This window comes from Streptomyces hainanensis, assembly GCF_004348415.1.
GTDB classification, from domain to species: domain Bacteria; phylum Actinomycetota; class Actinomycetes; order Streptomycetales; family Streptomycetaceae; genus Streptomyces; species Streptomyces hainanensis.
In genome coordinates this window covers 1-19382 of sequence record NZ_SMKI01000092.1, presented here as the reverse complement: position 1 = coordinate 19382, position 19382 = coordinate 1, and the positions used below count along the sequence as shown (strand labels likewise).

The 19382-nt window shown below is 74.0% G+C and carries 13 protein-coding genes; 6 read left to right on the top strand and 7 right to left on the bottom strand.

Going from position 1 to position 19382, the window contains the following annotated elements:
• Window positions 1–28: 28 nt before the first annotated feature.
• Window positions 29–1018, bottom strand: coding sequence for an ABC transporter permease (locus E1283_RS11280; RefSeq protein ID WP_425086156.1), 990 nt, complete (start codon window positions 1016–1018; stop codon window positions 29–31).
• 118 nt (window positions 1019–1136) lie between these two features.
• Between E1283_RS11280 and E1283_RS11275 the strand changes: the two genes are divergently transcribed.
• Window positions 1137–1730: a TetR/AcrR family transcriptional regulator gene (locus E1283_RS11275; protein ID WP_132817827.1), complete on the top strand. Its 594-nt coding sequence runs from the start codon at window positions 1137–1139 to the stop codon at window positions 1728–1730.
• Between the two features lie 16 nt (window positions 1731–1746).
• On the opposite strand, the gene E1283_RS11270 is transcribed toward E1283_RS11275, so the two are convergent.
• Window positions 1747–2538: a MerR family transcriptional regulator gene (locus E1283_RS11270; protein WP_132817826.1), complete on the bottom strand. Its 792-nt coding sequence runs from the start codon at window positions 2536–2538 to the stop codon at window positions 1747–1749.
• Between the two features lie 238 nt (window positions 2539–2776).
• On the opposite strand from E1283_RS11270, the gene E1283_RS11265 reads away from it, so the two are divergent.
• The 3 genes from E1283_RS11265 to E1283_RS11255 are packed head-to-tail and all read left to right on the top strand — an operon-like array spanning window position 2777 to window position 6067.
• Window positions 2777–4276, top strand: coding sequence for a flavin-containing monooxygenase (locus E1283_RS11265; protein WP_132817825.1), 1500 nt, complete (start codon window positions 2777–2779; stop codon window positions 4274–4276).
• Window positions 4269–5135, top strand: coding sequence for an alpha/beta fold hydrolase (locus E1283_RS11260; protein ID WP_132817824.1), 867 nt, complete (start codon window positions 4269–4271; stop codon window positions 5133–5135). The genes E1283_RS11265 and E1283_RS11260 overlap by 8 nt, the downstream gene beginning before the upstream one ends.
• Window positions 5132–6067, top strand: a complete 936-nt coding sequence (locus tag E1283_RS11255; RefSeq protein WP_132817823.1) for an SDR family oxidoreductase — start codon at window positions 5132–5134, stop codon at window positions 6065–6067. Before E1283_RS11260 ends, E1283_RS11255 begins: the two co-directional genes overlap by 4 nt.
• 22 nt (window positions 6068–6089) lie before the next feature.
• On the opposite strand, the gene E1283_RS11250 is transcribed toward E1283_RS11255, so the two are convergent.
• The 3 genes from E1283_RS11250 to E1283_RS38670 all read right to left on the bottom strand — a co-directional run bounded on the left by E1283_RS11250 (window position 6090) and on the right by E1283_RS38670 (window position 11550).
• On the bottom strand, window positions 6090–6617 hold the full coding sequence (locus E1283_RS11250) for a pyridoxamine 5'-phosphate oxidase family protein (RefSeq protein WP_132817822.1): 528 nt from the start codon (window positions 6615–6617) through the stop codon (window positions 6090–6092).
• Window positions 6618–6762: 145 nt separating this feature from the next.
• Window positions 6763–6966 carry a hypothetical protein gene (locus E1283_RS11245; protein WP_132817821.1) on the bottom strand — a complete coding sequence of 68 codons (204 nt, stop codon included), beginning with the start codon at window positions 6964–6966 and terminating at the stop codon, window positions 6763–6765.
• A 117-nt stretch (window positions 6967–7083) separates the two neighbouring features.
• The gene (locus E1283_RS38670; protein ID WP_243744762.1) at window positions 7084–11550 is read right to left on the bottom strand and encodes a S41 family peptidase; all 4467 of its coding nucleotides are present in this window, start codon (window positions 11548–11550) and stop codon (window positions 7084–7086) included.
• A gap of 294 nt (window positions 11551–11844) precedes the next feature.
• On the opposite strand from E1283_RS38670, the gene E1283_RS11230 reads away from it, so the two are divergent.
• Window positions 11845–14100, top strand: coding sequence for an MMPL family transporter (locus E1283_RS11230; RefSeq protein ID WP_132817820.1), 2256 nt, complete (start codon window positions 11845–11847; stop codon window positions 14098–14100).
• A 178-nt stretch (window positions 14101–14278) separates the two neighbouring features.
• Here E1283_RS11230 and E1283_RS11225 read toward each other — a convergent pair whose 3' ends face one another.
• On the bottom strand, window positions 14279–16300 hold the full coding sequence (locus E1283_RS11225) for an elongation factor G (RefSeq protein ID WP_243744761.1): 2022 nt from the start codon (window positions 16298–16300) through the stop codon (window positions 14279–14281).
• A gap of 208 nt (window positions 16301–16508) precedes the next feature.
• Between E1283_RS11225 and E1283_RS11220 the strand changes: the two genes are divergently transcribed.
• Window positions 16509–17288: a hypothetical protein gene (locus E1283_RS11220; protein ID WP_132817819.1), complete on the top strand. Its 780-nt coding sequence runs from the start codon at window positions 16509–16511 to the stop codon at window positions 17286–17288.
• Between the two features lie 231 nt (window positions 17289–17519).
• Here the strand turns inward: E1283_RS11220 and E1283_RS11215 are convergent, their stop codons facing one another.
• Window positions 17520–19175: a penicillin-binding transpeptidase domain-containing protein gene (locus E1283_RS11215; RefSeq protein WP_132817818.1), complete on the bottom strand. Its 1656-nt coding sequence runs from the start codon at window positions 19173–19175 to the stop codon at window positions 17520–17522.
• Window positions 19176–19382: the final 207 nt, after the last annotated feature.

Sequence of the window (19382 nt, the reverse complement as noted above, 5' to 3'; positions counted from 1 at the left end):
GGTGGGTGGGGACAAGTCCCCGGTCCGCTCAGACCGCAGCGGTCGCCGGCTCGCGTGCCGCCGCCGCCCCCGGCGGCGGCACGGCCCGGCGCCGGGACAGAAGGATCGCGGCCACGCCCGCCGCCGTCCACGTCAGCAGTACGGCCAACGGGAACGCCGCCCCGTGGCCGTCGAAGAACGAGACGGACCGCAGCAGGGTCGCGCCCGCGCCGGTGGGGAGGAACTGGCCGAGGACGCCGACCGGTTCCGGCAGCATCTCGGGGGCCGAGCTGGCGCCGGACCACGGGTTGCCGAGCAGCATCAGCAGCACGCCGCCGAGGGCGATGCCGCGCGGGCCGAGGAGCGCCGCGGCGCCGGCCACCGTGGCGCCGCCGGCGAGCACGAACAGGGTCAGCGTGCCGGCCACCGTCCACCAGTCGCCGGCCAGGACGCCGAGCCAGCTGTCGCCGAGCCAGGCCGCGACGGCGCCGGTCAGCGGCGCGGCGACGGCCAGGGCGAGCAGCGCCCAGCGGCCGCGCAGCCTGGTGACGGTGATCAGCGCGCCGGTGGCGATGCCGGCGACGGCCATCGGCAGCAGGCTCGCCGTGAAGGCCCCGCCGCGCGGGTCGCCCGGCGGCGTCGGCACCACGTCGACGACGGTGACCGTGACGCCGTCCGGGGCCTGCTCCGTGGCCAGCTGCTGGAGCAGCTGGGCCACGGCCGGGCTCGCGGCGCCGGCGGTGAGCAGCTGGGGCGTGGCGCCGTCGGCCACGAACGCGCCGTAGATCTCGCGCTCGGCTATGGCCTCCCGGGCGGTGGCCTCGTCCGGGTAGCGGTGGACGTCGAACGCGCCGTCGCGCGCGTCGAGCCGGGCGGCCAGCTCGTCGGCGGCGGGCGGCTGCCCGGCCACGCCGACCGGCAGGTCGTGGGGGCCGCCGCTCGCGACCGGCCAGGCGAAGGCCCACAGCATGAAGGCGGCCAGCGCCGGCAGGACGAGGACGACGGTCAGCAGGCCACGGCGACGTTGGGTCACGGCCAGACCTCCGAGGGATGTAGGAGCGACGAGCCAAAGAGAAGGATCGTTCGTTTTACGTAAACCACGATGCGGCGCCCCTGCTGGCTTGTCAAGAAGGAACGTTCGTTTTACGCTCTGGCTCATGGCACGTGTTTCCCAGGAGCACCTGGAGGCCCGGCGGCAGCAGATCCTCGAGGGCGCCGCGCGCGTCTTCGCCCGTGAGGGCTTCCACCGGGCCTCGATGCAGGACGTGCTGCGCGAGACCGGGCTGTCCGCCGGCGCCGTCTACCGGTACTTTCCCAGCAAGGACGCCATGATCCTGGCGCTGGCCACGTCCGTGCTGGGCGTGGTGCGGGAGACGTTCGAGTCGCTGCCGGTCGACGAGCCGCCCAACCTGCCGGACGACATCGTCCGGGCCATGGAGCGGGTGTGGTCCACGCTGCCCTACGCGCCCGCCCTGCTTCCCCAGGTGTGGACGGAGACGCTGCGCAACCCGGAGTTGGCCGCGATCCTCCAGGAGGGGATCGGTCGGCTGGTCGAGATCTGGACGCGTTTCGTGGAGACCTATCAGCGCAACGGCTGGATGCGCGACGACGTCCCGGCCCACGACGTCGCCCGCACCCTGCTCGCCTGTGTGCAGGGCTTCATGCTTCAGCGCGTGCTCCTCGGCAACGCCGAGGTGGGGATACTGGCGAACGGCCTGCGCGGGCTGATGTCGGTGACCGAGGAGCGGTAGCCGGGGCCGGAGGCGATCAGCCCTCGGCCGGCGGTTCGACCTCCGCGCTCAGGCGGCGGTCGAGGGCCACCGAGATCGCGGCCGCGACGGCCCGCTTGGTCGGCGGGCGCAGCCGGTCGAGCACGTCGGTCAGCCGCGCCGACTCCTCGGCGGAGAGCCGCCGCCGGGCGCCGCCCGACCCGTCTCCCAGCATCTCGGGCACCACGTGGGCGCGCAGCACGTCGACGAAGACGTCGGCCAGCGCGTCGGCGTGGGCGTGGATCTCACGCCCGGCGGCGAACAGCGACGACAGCGGGAGACCCTCCTTGGCCAGCTCCGAGGTGGCTTCGAGGAGCTCCCGGCTCAGGTGGACGACCTCGTCCCCGGCGACCGCCGCGTAGCCGGTGCCCGCCAGGCCGGCCAGGTTCTCCGGCGAGTCGCCCTCCGGCAGGTACGAGGCCAGCTCGGCCCTGGTCAGCCGCACCGGCCGCTCCTCGGCCCACGGCGGCGGCTCGGCCGTGGACGGCGGCAACGGCTCGGTGAGACCCAGGAGTTCGGCGGTGCGTCCGGCGTCCTGGCCGGCCGTGAACGCCGTGATCAGCTCGCCGATGCCGCCCAACGTGTGGCCCCTGGCCAGCAGCGCCGCGATGGTGCGGAGCCGGGCGAGATGGCCGTCGTCGTACCACGCGACCCGCCCCGCGCGGCGCGGCGGCGGCAGCAGCTTGCGCTCCCGGTAGTAGCGGAGGGTGCGTTCGGGGATTCCGGCCGCCTCCGCCAACTCTGCGGCCCGGTACTGGTGCGGCGCCTCGGCCGCCTCCGGTGCATGCACGGTTGGCAGTCTAGGTAGTGCCGGGACCCTACCGGCCGGTAAGAAGCTGTCCTACACTCCCCAGCACGCCAGTGATCACTGGCTCATCGCTGGCGCGCACGGTCATCCCCGGACCGGAGGAGCTGAGCGGCACGTGCCCGATCATCCCGTTCCACCTGGTCAACCGCCTGGTCAACCACCTGGTCAGTCGCCTGGACAGCCATCCGGGCGGCCGTCCGGGCCCGTTCCCCATGTCAGGGTGGCGATCGTCGGCGCCGGCTTCGGCGGCCTGGGAGCCGCCGTGCGCCTCCGCCGGCTCGGCGTCACCGACTTCGTGGTCCTCGAACGGGCCGACGCGGTCGGCGGCACCTGGCGCGACAACACCTATCCCGGCTGCGCCTGCGACATCCCCTCGCACCTCTACTCGTTCTCGTTCGCGCCCAACCCGTACTGGTCGCGCAGCTTCTCGGCGCAGCCGGAGATCCGCCACTACCTGGAGCACCTGGCGGACAACCACGGGCTCCGCCCCCACCTCAGGCTGAACTCCGAGGTCACCGCGGCCCGTTGGGACGCCGACGCGCTGCACTGGGCCGTCGAGACCGCCTCCGGGCCGCTCACCGCCGAGGTGCTGGTCGCCGCCACCGGGCCGCTCTCCGAGCCGAACCTCCCCGACGTGCCGGGAATGGACACATTCCCCGGAGCCGTCTTCCACTCCGCGCGCTGGGACCACGGAAGGTCGCTGCGCGGCCTGCGGGTCGCCGTCGTCGGCACCGGCGCCTCCGCCATCCAGTTCGTGCCCCGGATCCAGCGCGAGGTCACCGAGCTGACCGTCTTCCAACGCACCCCGCCCTGGGTGCTCCCCAAGGCCGACCGGGCCATCTCCGCCGCCGAGCGCGCGCTGCACGAGTGGCTGCCGTTCACCGGCGCCGTCCGCCGCCGACTCGCCTGGGGCATCAGGGAACTCCAGGTCGGCGCCTTCGCCAGGTACCCCGAACGGATGCGGGCCGTGGAACGCCTCGCCGCGCTGCACCTGCGGCGCGCCGTCCACGACCCGGAGCTGCGCCGCCGGCTCACCCCCGACTACCGCCTCGGCTGCAAGCGCGTCCTGCTCTCCAACGACTGGTACCCGGCGCTGACCAGGCCCCATGTGCGGCTGGTGGACGCCGGGCTGCGCGAGGTGCGCGGCGACGTCCTGGTGGCCGACGACGGCCGCCGGGCCACGGCCGACGTGATCGTCCTCGGTACCGGCTTCCGAGTCACCGACCAGCCCGTCGCACGCCGCGTCACGGGCGCCCTGGGGACGACCCTGGCCCACGAGTGGCGCGACGGGATGTCCGGGCTGCGCGGCACCACCGCCGCCGGCTTCCCCAACCTGCTCACCATCATCGGGCCCAACACCGGCCTCGGGAACAGCTCGATGATCCTCGTCATCGAGGCCCAACTCGCCTACCTGGCCGACTTCGTGACCCGACTCGCCGCCCTCGCGCCACCCGGCGGCCGGGCCGCCCTGACCCCGCGCCCGGAGGCGGTCCGCGCCTGGGGCGGGCTGATGGGCGCCCGGCTGCGGAACTCCGTCTGGAACACCGGCGGTTGCCGCAGCTGGTACCTCGACGGCCAGGGCCGGAACACCACCGTCTGGCCGGGATCCACCACCGAGTTCCGCCGGGCCGCCATGGGGGTACCTCCCGGCGGTAGCCGGGGGAGCGTCGACCTGGCCGAGTACGAGGTGCTGCGCCGGGAGGCGGTGCCCCATGGCTGAGCGCGTCGAACGCCGGACCGTCGTCTCCACCGGCGGCGCCCGGCTGCACACCGAGATCCACGGCACCGACGACCGGCCCACCGTCGTCCTCGTCCACGGCTGGGCCTGCGACACCACCTTCTGGCGGCCGGTACGCGAGCGGTTGCTGCCCGACCACCGGGTGGTGGTCTACGACCAGCGCGGCCACGGCCGCACGCCCGCCACCCCGGGCGCCTGCTCGCCCGAGGCGCTGGCCGACGACCTGTGCGCGGTGCTGGCCGCGACCGTGCCGGCCCGGGGGCGCGCGGTGGTCGCCGGCCACTCGATGGGCGCCATGACCGTGGTGGCCGCCGCCGAGCGCGCCGAACTCCGCGAACTGGCCGCCGGCGCCCTGCTCTGCTCGACCGGCACCCGCGCGCTCACCAGCGTGTCCACCGTCTTCCCGCTGCCCGCCGGGCCGGCCCGGACCCGCGCCCAACGGCTGCTGCTCTCCACCCGGCTGCCCTACGGCCCGGTCACCCCGCTCAGCCGGTGGCTGGTGCGCCACATCACCATGAGCCCGGCCGCCACCGCGGAGCAGCGCCGCGTCATCGCCCGGATGGTCTGCCGGTGCCATCGGCTGGCCCGCGCCGAGTGGGGCCGGATGCTGGCCGACCTCGACCTGACCGCGCTGCTGCCGAGACTCGACCTGCCCACCACCGTGGTGCACGGCACCGCCGACCGGCTCACCCCGCTCGCGCACGCCCACCACACGGCCGACCGACTTCCACGCCTCGTCCGCCTGCTCGAACTGCCGGGCGTCGGACACATGGCGCCCTTCGAGACCCCGGAACGGGTCGCGGAACCACTGATCGCCCTGGCGAAGGAGCAGTTGCGATGAGCACGAAGGCGAGCACCAGCGGGAGCACCAGCAAAAGCACGAGCCGGCGCGGGGTGCGCGGCAAGGTGGCGGTCATCACGGGCGGGGCGCGCGGCATCGGTGCCGCGCTGGCGCGCACGCTCTCCGAACGGGGCGCCACCGTGGCCCTGATCGGGCTCGAACCCGACGAACTGCTCCGGGTGGCCGAGGACCTGCCAGGACCCGCCGGTCACTGGTACGCGGACGTCACCGACGCCGCCGCCATGGCCGAGGCCGCCGAACGCGTCGTCGAGCGGTTCGGCCGGGTCGACATCGTCGTCGCCAACGCCGGCGTGGCCGCCGGCGGCCGGTTCGCCGACTCCGACGACGACGCCTGGCGCCGCGTCCTCGACGTGAACGTCGTCGGCTCGGCCGTCACCTGCCGCGCCTTCCTGCCCGCGCTCCGCGACAGCCGCGGCCACTTCCTCCAGATCGCCTCGCTCGCCGCCCTCACCCCCGCCCCGCTGATGTCCGCCTACTGCGCCTCCAAGTCCGCCGCCGAGGCGTTCGCGCACTGCCTGCGCCCCGAGGTGGCCGACGACGGCGTCACGGTCGGCGTGGCCTACCTCAGCTGGACCGACACCGACCTGGTGCGCGGCGTCGACGAGGACCCGGGCCTGCGGCTCGGCCGCTCCCTGCTGCCCTGGCCGACCAACCGCACCCACCGGCTGGCACCCGCCGTCGAACGGCTCGCGGACGGCATAGCGCGGCGCTCCGCCCACGTCTACGGGCAGCGCTGGGTGCGCGCCGTCCAGCCGCTGCGCCCGCTGATCCCCGCGGTGCTCGCCAGCCCACCGGCCCGCCGCCGACTGCGTCGGGCCGTCTCGACATGGCGCGGCGCCGCCGCCCGCCACACCCTGGTCGGCCCGAGCGGCCGGGCGGCGAGCCGGCCGTCCGACGTGGACGCCGACTAGGTCCGGTCCGCACGGACAGGGCCTAGAACAGCCAACGGGTCTGCGCGTACTCGCCCTTGCGGAAGCCGAACGCGACCGAGGGCGGCACCCGGTAGACCAGGGCCCGCTGGGCGAGCCGGTTGCGGAACGCGCCGTCGTGGACCTCGTACCGCCACTCCTCGCCGTACTTGGCCACGAAGGCGTCCGCGATCCGGCGCAACCCGGCCTCGTCGCCCACCTGCCGCGCGCTGCCCTCCACCACCAGGTCGAGCCCCCGGTCCAGCGCGCTGTCGCCGGTGGTCAGCACGCACTTCGGGTTGGCCGCCAGGTTCCGCACCTTGCGCTCACCGGCGCCGCTGGTGAAGTGCAACGCCCCGTCGAGCCAGACGCTCAACAGCGGCGTCACGTGCGGCTGTCCGTCGGGGCGCACCGTGGACAGCCAGTACACCTCGGCCGCGGCCAGCCCGCGCAGCGCCTCGGCCCAGGGCGTGGGGGCGCTGCCCGGCGCGCTGTAGCGGGCGTCGATCTCGGTGCTCGTCGGCTCGGGGCTCGTCGGCTCGGGGCTTGGCATGGGCGGCTCCTCGGCTGTTCCGTGGTCGATCCGGAGTGCCGACCACCGGCGGCCCGGGAACTCATCGGTCCGCCCGGAACACACGTGGGGCGCGCCCGTCGCCGGGCGCGCCCCACATGGTTCCGAGCTCGGACGTGAGCCCGGGTCAGTCGTTCATGCCGCGGTCACGGTCGTCGTCCATGGAGCTCTTGCCCATGTCCTTCCCGCGCTCCGACATGTCCCCCCGCTGGCCCGTGCCGCTCTGCTTCTGCTCTCCGCTGCCCGTGGAGGTGTCCTTGCCGCTCATGGCCTGCTTGGCACGCTCCTGGAGCATGTGAGCCTTCTCCCGGAGCTGGTCTGCGATGCCCATGCGCTGCACTCCTCACCCTCGTCGAAGGAAACCGGTCGCCTTCTACCAGCCTGACACGAACGGGCAAAGCGTGCATCTCGGGATATTCGGCCCTCTGGTGTCACCCTCACGTCACCCTCAGGTGGCGGTGCGGGGCGGCAGCGGGGGCCGGCGCCGGTCGGGGATGTCCCGGTAGCCGGGCGGTGAGGCGGCCGGCCGCTTGGCCAGCAGGTCGAGCGCCACCCGCACCGCCGTGTCCAGCACCACGGAACGCCCCTCCGCCCAGTCGATCGGCGACCGCACCGCCTCGATGTCCGGATCGACGCCCCGGTTCTCCACCCCCCAGCCGTAGCGTTCGAACCACGCCGCGTTCATCGGCACCGTGATGTCCGTGTCGTCGGCCAACTGGTGCTCCCCGGTGATGCCGACCACCCCGCCCCACGTCCGGCCGCCCACCACCGGGCCCAGATCGAGCAGCCGGAACGCGGCCGTGATCATGTCGCCGTCCGACGACGTCGCCTCGTCCGCCACCGCCACCACCGGGCCGCGCGGCGCGTTCGACGTGTACGAGACGGGCTGCGCGTTCCTGGTCAGGTCCCAGCCCAGGATGGTGCGGCTCAGCTTCTCGATCACCAACTCGCTGATGTTGCCGCCCGCGTTGCCCCGCACGTCCACGATCAGCGCCTGCCGGGAGAACTCCATCCGCAGGTCCCGGTTGAACTGCGCCCAACCGGAGCCGCCCATGTCCGGGATGTGCACGTAGCCGCAGCGGCCGCCGCTCAACTCGCGCACCAGCTCGCGGCGCCTGGCCACCCAGTCCTGGTACCGCAACGGCCGGTCGTCGACCAGCGGCATCACCGCGATCCTGCGCTGCCGGCCGTCCTCCTCGGTGAAGGCCAACTCCACGCTCGTGCCGCCGGTCCCGGCGAGCAACGGCCACGGCCCGGCCACCGGATCCACCGGACGACCGCCGACGTGCGTCAGCGCCGCGCCCTCCCGCACCCCGCTGCCGGCCAGCGGCGAACGGGCCTTGGAGTCCGACGAGTCACCCGGCAGGATCCGCGCCACCTGCCACGAACCATCCTTGCCACGGGCGAAGTTGACCCCCAGCAGACCCTGCGCGCGCTGGTAGTGCGCCGGCCCCTCGTTGCGGCGCGCCGGCGTGACGTAGGCGTGCGAGGTGCCGAGCTCGCCCAGCGTCTCCCAGAGCAGGTCCGCGAACTCGTCCGGGCTGGCGACCCGTTCGACCAGCGGCCGGTACTGGTCGAGCACCGCCGGCCAGTCCACGCCGCCCATCCCCGGCTCCCAGAAGTAGTCCCGCACGATCCGGCCGGCCTCGTCGAACGCCTGCCGCCACTCGGCCGCCGGCTCCGCGGTGTGCACGATCCGGCGCAGGTCGACATGGACGGTGGAGTCGCTGTCACCGCTCTCGGTCGCGGGAACGGCCCGCAGGTCCTCGTCCTCGCAGACCACGAGCCTGGTGCCGTCGCCGCTTGGCGCGAACCAGTCGACGTCGTCGGTGAGTTCGGTGCGCTTGTTCTTCGCCGGGTCGAAGTGCTCCAGGGTCGGCTTCCCCGAGGTGTCGTCCGGATTGACGAACGTCTCCCCGAGCGCGCCGGAGATCGGCCAGCGCAACCACACCAGGCCGCCGCCGGCCACCGGGTACAGCGAGCTGTACTTCGACGCCGCCACCGGGAACGGCGTCACCCGGCTGCCGAGCCCCTCCGCCTCCACCTCCACGGCACCGTCGTCACCACCGGCGTCGTCCGGATCGAGCCCACCGGCCGCCGGCCGCCCCTCGGGCGTGATGGCGAACGGCGAGCGCGTCGCGGACGACAGCGGCACCAGGTACGGGCGGCAACCGAGCGGGAAGGACAGGTCGCCGGTGTGCACGTCGTACACCGGGTCGAAGCCGCGCCAGGATAGGAACGCGAGGAACCGCCCGTCACTGGTGAACACCGGCTCCTCGTCCTCGAACCGACCGTCGGTGACGTCGATGATGGTCAGCTCGTCCGGCACGTCGAGCCGGGCGATCTTGATCTGCGTCAACGACCGTCCGATCCCGGGCTGCGCCCACGCCAGCCAGCGGGAGTCGGGCGAGAAGGAGAGGTCCCTGACGGGACCGTTGACGGACCTGATGACCTCCACGGCCTTGCGGCCTACCGCCGGGTCGGCCTTGCGGCCTACCGCCTCGCCGCCGGCCCGGGTTGCGTCGGGCGTGAGCTGCCCTCCACGCGCCTGCGGCGCGGGTCCGGCCGGTTCCACCGGCCCGCCGTGCCCGTGCCCGGCTGTGCCGGCCGCGCCGGGTGTGGGCGCCTGCGGCGCGGCGCTGGCGGCTTCGCCGCCGGTTCCGGCCGCCGCGCTCACCTGCGGTGGGTGGCCGGTGGTGGCCGGTTCCACCGGGCCGCCGTGCGCGTGCCCGGCCGCGCCGGGTGCGGGCGCCTGCGGCGTGGCACCGGTGGTGTCGCCGAGCACCGGCATGCCGGCACCGGCCGCACCGGTGGTGGGCACCTCCGCTGGCCCCCCGGGCCCGGCCCCGCCCGATGCCTGCGGCGCGGCTTCGCCGTTCAGGCCGGCGCCGGCCGGTCTGCCGGTCCCGCCTGCCGTGCCGGGCGGCGCTGGGTTGGCGGCTGGGCCGCCAGCCCGGTCGGCCTGGGGCCCCGTGGTTGCCCCGTTGGCCTGCGGCGCGGCGTCGCCGGCCGGTCCGGTTCCGGCTGCGCCGGTCCCGCTCGCGCCGGATGCCCGCGGCGTGCCGGCCCCGGCCGGCTCTGCCGGCTGGGCGGCTTCGCCGCCGGTTCCGGCCGCCGCGCTCACCTGCGGTGGGCGGCCGGTGGTGGCCGGCTCCGCCGGCCGGCCGTGCCCGGCCGCGCCGGGTGATGGTGTGTGGCCGCCGGCCTGCGGCGTGCCGGCACCGGCTTCGCCGGTGGTGGGCTCGCCGGGGCCGGCAGTGCCCGTGGCCTGTGGTGGGGTGACCGGGACCACCGGGCCGGCCAGGGGCGGTGGTCCCGCCACTCCGGTGGCCGGCTCCGCCGGTGCGGCGCGGCCCGTGCCGCCCCGCACCTGCGGCGCGGGGGCCGGCTGCGCCGCCGCCAGGTCGGCGGGTTCGGCGGGAGCGGTCAGGGCGGCTTCGCCGCCAGGCGCTCCCGCGTCCGTGTCCGGCGTCCCCACGCCGGTTTCCGGCGCGCCAGCGCCGGCAGGCGTGCCCGTGCCGGCCGGTGTCCCGACGCCGGTGTCCGGCGCGGCAGCGCCGGCAGGCGCCACCGCGTCCGTGTCCGGCGCGGCAGCGCCGGGAGGTGGGCCCGCGTCCGTGTCCGGCGCGCCAGCGCCGGCCGGGTCCGCCTCAACCTCGGCCCCCTCGTCGGTGTCGGCGTCGCCGCCGGTGGCGTCCGCGTCCGGTGGGACCGGGATCAGCAGGAGGCGGCCGTCGTGGGTCGCGAGGGCGAGGAGTTCGCCGTCGGGGGAGGCGCGGAGTTCGCGGACGCGGCCGAGGTCGCCGGTGGCGACGCGCTCGGGCGCGACGTCGCCGCTCGCGCGCGGCAGGTGGGCGATCTCCATGGCGTCCTCGCCCGCCGCGTCCGTGATGTACGCGATGCGGCCCGTGTCGCCCAGCATCTCCGGCAGCCGGACCCGGACCCCGGTCGTCGCCGCCAGGGCGCGGGCCGGGCCGTCGCGGTGGGTGAGCCAGTAGAGCGCGCCGCGTACGCACACCGCGCTGGCGCGGCCCGTGGTGTCGACGGCGAGGGAGTCCACGTTGGCGGCCGTCCGCACCTGGTACGCGCGGCGGCCGGTGCGTGGGCCGCCGAGGCGGAGGGCGAGGCGGCGGGGGCGGGAGCCCGGCGTGAGGTCGTCGACCAGCCACAGCTCGCCCGCGCACTGGTAGACGATCCGCCGGCCGTCCGTCGAGGCGTGGCGGGCGTAGGAGGTGTCGTGGTCGGTGTGCCGCCACAGCTCCGAGCCGTCGGTCCGGCAGGAGTACAGGTTGCCGACGCCCTCGTGGTCGGAGAGGAACGCGATCCGGTCCCCGACGAGCATCGGGCAGTCGAGGTGGCCGGCCAGGTCGGCCAGGATCCGGCTGCCGTGGTACCAGAGCTTGCCCGTCGCCCCGCCCCGGTACCGCTTCCAGGCGGCCGGCTCGTGCGGTGCCTTGCCGGTCAGCAGCAGCGTGCGGCGGTCCGCGCCGCAGCCGGAGACCGCGATGTCGGCGACCGGGCCCCACGGCAGCTGCTCGCCTGGGCCGCCGGCCGTCGGGACCGTGTAGGACCAGGTGAAGTGCGAGAACGGCTGGTTGTGGGAGCTGACCGCCAGCACCCGGCTCTCGCCCGACGCGTCGGGCGGCGTCCACCCGCAGACGCGGGTGTCGTAGGACGCCCAGTGGGTGAGCTGGCGTGGCGGGCCGCCGTCGACGGGCAGCAGGTGGATCTCGGGGTCCAGGGTCCGCCAACTGGTGAACGCGATATGTTCTCCGGTAGGGGAGAATCGAGGATGTCCGACCTGGGTCCGGTCGGCGGTCAGCCGCCAGGCCCGCTCGGAGGATCGGCCGAGGGCTGGCAAGGGCGCCAGCCACAGATCGTCCTCGGCGACAAAGCACAGCGAATCGCCGTGCACGTGTGGGAAGCGTGGATAGGCATCGGCTCCGTCTGACTCCCCGGCCTGCTTCGGGGTCGTGGCAGCTGAGTTGGATTCGTCGCTCACGGTTCCATGCTTCGGCTCCCCGAATTCGGCGGCAAGTCACCAGACAGGCCAGCCGGGGACGGCAAGAGGCGGGAAAAGTGACGTGCGCCACAGATTGCACCCCTGGCTCACCCTGTCCGGCCGACGCCGCGTCTCGTGGCATGAGCTGACAAATCTCATTTCCCGATCACGATCAATCCACGACACCCGGACAGGAGAACCTGCCCCGTGGCCACCTTTCTCTACAAGCTCGGCAGGCTGAGCTTCCGCCGCCGTTGGTGGGTGGTGGCGAGCTGGCTTGTGCTGCTCGTCGCCATCGGCACCGCCGCATCCAACGCCGGCGACCCGCCCGAGGAATCGTTCTCGCTGCCTGGCACCGAGACCGAGCAGGCCCTGAACCTGCTGGAGAGCGAGTTCCCGGCGGCCAACGCCGAGGCGCTCACCTCGACCATCGTCTTCCAGGCCCCCGAGGGCCAGGAGATCACCAGCCCGGAGAACGAGGCCGCGGTCCGCGCGACGCTGTCCGCGATGGAGGGCGCCCACCTGGCCGTCTCCGTCGGCGACCCGTTCGTCGAGGGCTCGGGCCAGGTCAGCCCGGACGCCAGCACCGCCTTCGCCGACGTCGACTACGACGCCTCCTACGAGGACATCTCCGAGGAGATGCAGCAGGAGCTGTTCGACGCGATGGACATGGCGCGTGACGCCGGCCTGACCGTCGAGGCCAGCGGCGAGGTCGCCATGGGCCCGCAGGAGTTCGGCAGTGCCGCCGAGCTGCTCGGCGTCCTCGTCGCGGCCATCGTGCTGTTCATCACGTTCGGCTCGCTGATCGCGGCCGGGCTGCCGCTGATCACCGCGCTGATCGGCGTGATGGTCGGCATCATGGGCATCGGCGCCCTGGCCTCCACCCTGGGGCTCTCCGAGACCACCAACATCCTGGCGATGATGATCGGCCTCGCGGTCGGCATCGACTACGCCCTCTTCATCGCCTCGCGCTACCGCGCCGAGCTGGTGGAGGGCCACAGCCGGGAGGAGGCCGCCGGCCGCGCCGTCGGCACCGCCGGCTCCGCCGTGGTCTTCGCCGGCCTCACCGTGGTCATCGCGCTGGGCGGCCTCGCCATCGTCAACGTCCCGATGCTCACCAAGATGGGCCTGGCCGCCGCGGCCACGGTCGTCATCGCGGTGCTCGTCGCGCTGACGCTGGTGCCGGCCGCGCTCGGCATCGTCGGCAAGCGGATCTACGGCCGCCGGGTGCGCAAGGCCAACCCGGAGACGGGCGTGCCCGCCCCGATCGGCGAGGACGGCAAGCAGAACATGGGCACCCGCTGGTCGCGCTGGATACTCAAGCGCCCGGCGGCCGTCCTGGTGGTCGGCGTGCTCGGCCTCGGCGTGCTGGCCGCGCCGGTGGCGAGCATGGAGCTCGGCCTGCCGGACAACAGCACCCAGCCGGAGGACACCACCCAGCGCCAGGCGTACGACATGCTGAGCGAGGGCTTCGGCCCGGGCTTCAACGGTCCGCTGATGCTAGTGCTCCAGGGGGGCGAGGGCAGCGACCTGACGGCCGCCGCCGAGACCCTGGCCAGCGAGCTGGACGGCTACGACGACGTCGTCGCCACCACCCCGGCCATGCCCAACGAGGACAACACCGTCGCCATCGTCAACGCCTTCCCCGGGTCCAGCCCGGCCAGCCAGGAGACGACGGAGCTGGTGTCGCACCTGCGGGACGACTTCGCGCCCGACTTCGAGGCCGAGACCGGCGTGCAGATGTTCGTCTCCGGCACGACGGCGATCAACAGCGACTTCTCCCAGGTGATGAACGACGCGCTGGTGCCGTACCTGGCGCTGGTGGTCGGCCTGGCGTTCATCCTGCTGGTGCTCGTCTTCCGGTCGATCCTGGTGCCGCTGAAGGCCGCGCTCGGCTTCCTGCTCTCCGTGCTGGCCGCGCTCGGCGCGGTCGTCGCGGTCTTCCAGTGGGGCTGGGCCGCCGACCTCATCGGGGTCGAGGAGACCAGCCCGATCATGTCGATGATGCCGATCTTCATGATCGGTGTGATCTTCGGTCTGGCGATGGACTACGAGGTCTTCCTGGTCACCCGGATGCGGGAGGCCCACGTCCACGGCGAGGGGCCGAACCAGTCCGTGGTCACCGGCTTCCGCCTCAACGCCCGGGTGGTCACGGCCGCCGCGATCATCATGATCAGCGTGTTCGCCAGCTTCGCCATCACGTCCAGCGAGGCCATGATCAAGATGATCGGCTTCGGTCTGGCCACGGCCGTCCTGCTGGACGCGTTCGTGGTCCGGATGACGATCGTCCCGGCCCTGATGGGCCTCGTGGGCGAGCGCGCCTGGTGGCTGCCGAAGTGGCTCGACCGGATCCTGCCCAACGTCGACGTGGAGGGTGAGTCCCTGGAGAAGTACCTCAAGGCCAACGGCAAGGGGCGCGACGCGCTCGAGAAGGAGGAGCCGGTGCCGGCTCGTGTCAGCTAGCTGAGCCCGCGTCTCCTCCACCCGGCCGTCAGAGCCGCACACCGGGTGTCGTGACGAGAGCCCGGCGTCGGAACCCCCTCGGGGGTCCCGGCGCCGGGCTCCGTCGTTCCGTCGTCCGTCGCTGTCGGCCCCGATGCCGTCGGCCCCGATATCGAACGGATTGCCGCCGGCTGGGCCGTCAGCCGCTCGTGACCCGGCGCACCACCCGCAGCAGGTACTCCTCCCGGTTGAGGGGGTTGTGGTCGGTGCGGGGCCGCTCGGGCGCCGGGCCGCGCACCGGCCGGTAGTGGTCGAACGCCGCCTCCCACAGCCCCTCGCCGCTCGTCAGCGCCGGCAGCCGCTGCTCCAGCTCGTGCACCCGGGCCGCCGGCACGGCGCCCTCGATCACGCACGCCCGGCCGGCCGTCACCGTCGCGTTCGGGACGGCGTCCAGCCTGGCCAGCACCGGGAGCAGGGTGCCGAGCGCCCACTCCGGCGCCTCCAGACGGAAGCGGTGCATCGGCTCGTGCACGGCGGTGCCGGCCCGCCGCACCGCGGCCATCAGCACCAGCGGCGTCAGCTGGCGGAAGTCGGCGCCGGTGCTCGACATGCTCTTGTCGAAGGTGGCGTGCGCGTGGCTCTGCCGCGGCGCGTAGCCGGAGTGCGTCATGGTGACGACGCAGTCCGGGATCCGCCAGCCGTGCGGCCCCTGGTGCAGGGTCTCCCGCACGGTGTCCTCCACGGCCCGGAAGAACGCGTACGGCATCGAGCCGAGTTCGACGCCGAGCCGGAACGCCACGCCCGCGCCCTCCGGCGCCGGCTCCACCCGCAGTCCGACGGTGGCGAGGAACGGGTTGCCGTCCCCGCCCATGACCTCGACGGCCTCGCCGACCCCGGTCAGCCGTTCCACGTGGATCGTGGTGGTGGCGCGGCAGACCACCTCGATGCCGAAGTCCGCCTCCAGGGTGGCCTGGACGACCTCCTTCTGCACCTCGCCGTAGAGCGAGACGTGGGTCTCCCGCCGGACGTCGTCCCGCCGCAGGTTGATCAGGGGGTCCTGTTCGGCGAGTTGGGTGAGCGCGGCGTGCAGCGCGCCCCGGTCGGCGGGCCGTACTGGCGCCACCACCGTCTCCAGGGACGGCGGCGGGAAGTGCCGGTCGCTCTCCCGGGCCTGCTCCGGGGCGCCGACGGGGTCGCCGATCCGGGCCTCGGTCAGGCCGGTGAGCAGGCCGATCCGGCCGGCGGTCACCGCGTCGCGCCGGACGACCGCGCCCTGTTCGAACACGGCGACGCCCGTCACCTTCGCCTCCCGCTCCCCGCCCCGGCCGAAACGCAGCGTGTCCCGCACCCGCACGGTGCCGGAGCGCAGCCGCACGTAGGCGATCCGCTCGCCGGCGGGTCCACGGTCGATCTTGAAGACCGTGCCGGCCACCGGCCCCCCGGGCGAACCGCCCGCCGCCGGCAGCAACTCGCGGAGCCCGGCGGTCAGCGCGGTGACGCCGGCGCCGGTGACCGCCGAGCCGAAGTACACCGGGTGCGTCAACGCCCGCCCGGTCTGCGCCGCGAGCGCCGCGCGCAGCCGGTCGGCCGGCGGGACGGCGGCGTCGCCGACATAGGCGGCGAGCAACGCGTCGTCGTGCTCGGCCAGCACCTCCACGAGACGGCCGGTCGGCGCCGGGTCGCCGGCGGCGAACGGCGTGAACCCGGCGGCCCGGGTGCCGAGCCCGTGCGGCACGCCCATGGGCACGATCGCCGGGGTCAACCGCCGCTCGATGTCGGCCAACAGCTCGCCGTGCCGGGCGCCGAGCCGGTCGATCTTGTTGACGAAGACCAGGGTGGGGATGCGCAGCCGGCGCAGCGTGCGGGCCAGCACCCGGGTCTGCGCCTGCACCCCCTCGACGGCGGAGACGACGAGCACCGCCCCGTCGAGGACGCTCAGCACCCGCTCCACCTCCGCGATGAAGTCGGGGTGGCCCGGGGTGTCGATCAGGTTGACGGTGCGGTCGCCGAGGGCGAAGGAGACGACGGCCGACTTGATGGTGATGCCGCGCTGCCGCTCCAGGGCGAGCGAGTCGGTCCGGGTGCTGCCGGCGTCGACGCTGCCGATCTCGTCGATGACCCCGGCCTCGTACAGCAGCCGCTCGGTCAGGCTGGTCTTGCCGGCGTCAACATGGGCGAGAATGCCCAGGTTCAGAAAGGTCGGTCGGGTGGGCTTGCTCACAGAGCGTCAGGTCCTCTGGGTCGAAGGCGAATCCCTGCTGCGTGGACACGGACGCTGTCCTCATCTTCGACTCCTCTCCCGACGGCTCCACGAGGTTCGCCTCGCGGTCGACGGAGTACAACAGACCCGTCCCGCGGCGGCAACCGATTTGCGTGGTGCGGGTTATGGTTTAGTCGACAAGGTGATCACGGCCATCCGGAGGCGAACGATGCGACGCGGAGTGGGCGGAGCGGGAAGAGCCCTGCTGGCTGGCCTGGTCGGTCTCGTGGTGTGTGGCGGGCTGGCCGCCGGGCCGGCGCGGGCGGCGGAGTCCGGTTGCGTTCCGGAGATCACCCTGGAGGACGAGGCCGGCGCGCGGGAACTGCTGGCGCGGGTGGACGCGTTGGCGGCGGCCGGCGAGGACGCGGCGGGGATCGACGCGGTGCTCGCCGAGGAGGCGTGCCTGGTCCGGGTCGGCGCGGCGACCGAGGTGCCGTCCACGCCGAACCTGGTCGTCGACGCGCCCGACGTGTACAAGATCGCCACGGTCAACGGCCGGGACCGCTGGGTGGCCATGACGGACTGGGCGTTCCAGTCGCTGCCCGGCTACCCCATGGCGGGGCGGCAGTCCGTCGCGACCTGGTTCGACTCGGCCGTCTCGCCGGTCCTCCAGGTGGTCCACCACAGCGGCAACACCGCCGAGTTCCCCAACACGAGCAGTGACGGGGCGGCGGCGCTCAACGGCTACGGCGTGGGCTTCCTGATCATCCCGAGCAGGTCCGCCACCGACATGAACGTGGCGACCGGGCGCACGGCGCTGGTCTTCGAGGGCAGCACCGGCGTCTGCAAGACGCTGACGGCCCGCAGCGCGTTCGCGCACACCTGGAACAGCACCGACATCACCGGCCTGTCCATCGCCGCCGCCGGGCCCACGTTCGGCTGGACGGGCGGCACGGACCGGGCGCTCAACGTCAGCCCGCCGACCACCGTCACCGGCGTCTGCGGCTGACCCCCCGAAGAAACGTCACGGCGGGTCGAACAGGGCGCTGACCGACCGCCGTTGTGGATCCGCCGCATCGCCTCGGCCGCCGCCGACCGCCGATGGAAATCGCACCGGCGGCCGGATCGGACGGACGTCCCGCTCCCGGCAGTTGGCCGCCAGCCGCACCTGGAGGCGGTCGTGGGCGAACCGGTCGCCCCGCGCCCGCGCCCGTGTCGCGAGGGGCGGGGCGGCGTGGTGTCAGGGCGCGGCGCGCAGGACGTCCGCGACGACCGGGCCGGCGTTGCTGCCGCCGTGGCCGGAGTCGGGGACGACGGCGGCGACGGCCAGGTCGTCGCGGTAGGCGGTGAACCAGGCGTTGGGCTTCTCCTGGCCGTCGACCTCGGCGGAGCCGGTCTTGGCGCCGACGGCGCCGCCGATGCCGGCCATCGCCTCGGCGGCGGTGCCGTTGGCGGCGGTGCGGTTCATCAGGCCGCGCAGCTCCTCGGCGGTGCCGGCGGAGAGGCCGTCGGCGGTGGCGAACTCGCGGTTGTCGAAGTCCTGCGGGACCAGGTACGGCTGGAGGAAGCCGCCGTTGCGCACGGTGGCGGAGACCGAGGCCATGGTCATCGGGTTCATCCGGACCCCGCCCTGCCCGATGAGCGAGGCGGCCATCTGGGCGTCGGACTGGGTGGGCACGGCGCCGTCCATGCTGGTGGTGCCCACCTGCCAGGTCAGGCCGAGGCCGAACGCGTCCCGCGCCTGGTTGCCCAGCGCGTCGTCGGACAGTTCGGGGGCCTGGCTGATGAAGGCCGTGTTGCAGGAGCGGGCGAAGCTGTCGGCGAAGGTGCCGCCCTCGATCTCGAACTCGTCCAGGTTCTGGAAGCGCCAGCCGCCGACCTCGAAGTACTGCGGGCAGGGGTGCGGCGCGCCGGCCGAGGCCAGGCCCTCGTCGATGAGGAGCGAGGCGGTGACGATCTTGAAGGTGGAGCCGGGGGCGTAGGAGCCCTCGAGCGCGGTGTTGAAGCCGTCGGCCGGGGCGTTGGCGATGGCCTGGATGGCGCCGGTGCTGGGCTGGATGGCGACGACGGAGGCGCTGCTCTTGTCGGCCACGGCGGCCTCGGCGGCGGCCTGGAGCGCGGGGTCGATGGTGGTGGGCACCTGGCCGGCGGTCGGCTCGGCCAGCGCCAGCAGCTGCTCGACGGTCTCGCCCTCGGCGTCCACGATCCGGGTCGCGGCGCCGGCGCTGCCGCCGGACTGCTCGGCGTAGCGCTCGCGCAGGTCTTCGAGGATCGGGGCCAGGGTGGGGTGGTCCTCGGCGGTGAGTTCGTTGCCGGCCGCGTCGAGCACCTCGACGGGGGGCAGTTCGTCGACCGGCCCGGTGACGATGGACTGGCCTTCCGCCAGGTCCGGGTGGAGCACGGACGGCTCCCAGTCGACCACCGGCTCGCCGGTGTCGCCGTCCCGGGTGACGGTCAGCTCGGAGGTGTAGTCCCAGTCGGCCGGGTCGACGGCCTCCTCCTCCTGGTAGGCGACGACCGCGGCGACCGCGAAGCCGACGGTCTCGCCGGTGGGCGCCTCGGGCGTGACGGTGAGCTCGGAGACGGCCGCCTCCTCGACCAGCGCGGCCAGGGCCGCGGCGGCGGCCTCCGGGTCGTCGGTCAGCTCGGCCGCGGCCTGCGCGTCGCCGGCGGCCCAGGCGTCGAGGAACGCGCCTGAGGTCTCCAGCACCTCCTCCGCGCTGGGCGGCCCGGCGTCGACGTCCTCGCCCGCGCCGTCCGAGGTGGCGGCGACGTTGCTCCCGTCCTCGGGCTCGCCGTCACCGCCGCCGAGCAGGCTGTACGCCCCGAAACCCAACACCGAGACGACCGCCGCGCACGTCCCCGCGATGACGGCGACACGCTGTCCGCTCCGCATCTGCCCTACCCCTCATACCCCTTGAGCGCCCCTGCGAGGGCGTCCGTCTCCGCAGCCTACCGGCTACGCCCCGTGTCGCTGACGGCAGCCCGGCCGTTACGGCGGCAGGTGACCACCCGGTCGTCACCGTCAAGATTTTCTTGACAATCATCCATGCGTCAAGGAAACCTTGACGCATGGATTCCGCGTCACACCCCACCCCCGAAC

Bases quoted from the DNA above. Each gene is read 5' to 3' on its own strand.
- E1283_RS11275 (WP_132817827.1), top strand. From the start codon at position 1,137: ATGGCACGTGTTTCCCAGGAGCACCTGGAGGCCCGGCGGCAGCAGATC.
- E1283_RS11260 (WP_132817824.1), top strand. From the start codon at position 4,269: ATGGCTGAGCGCGTCGAACGCCGGACCGTCGTCTCCACCGGCGGCGCC.
- E1283_RS11255 (WP_132817823.1), top strand. From the start codon at position 5,132: ATGAGCACGAAGGCGAGCACCAGCGGGAGCACCAGCAAAAGCACGAGC.
- E1283_RS11250 (WP_132817822.1), bottom strand. From the start codon at position 6,617: ATGCCAAGCCCCGAGCCGACGAGCCCCGAGCCGACGAGCACCGAGATC.
- E1283_RS11245 (WP_132817821.1), bottom strand. From the start codon at position 6,966: ATGGGCATCGCAGACCAGCTCCGGGAGAAGGCTCACATGCTCCAGGAG.
- E1283_RS11220 (WP_132817819.1), top strand. From the start codon at position 16,509: ATGCGACGCGGAGTGGGCGGAGCGGGAAGAGCCCTGCTGGCTGGCCTG.
- E1283_RS11215 (WP_132817818.1), bottom strand. From the start codon at position 19,175: ATGCGGAGCGGACAGCGTGTCGCCGTCATCGCGGGGACGTGCGCGGCG.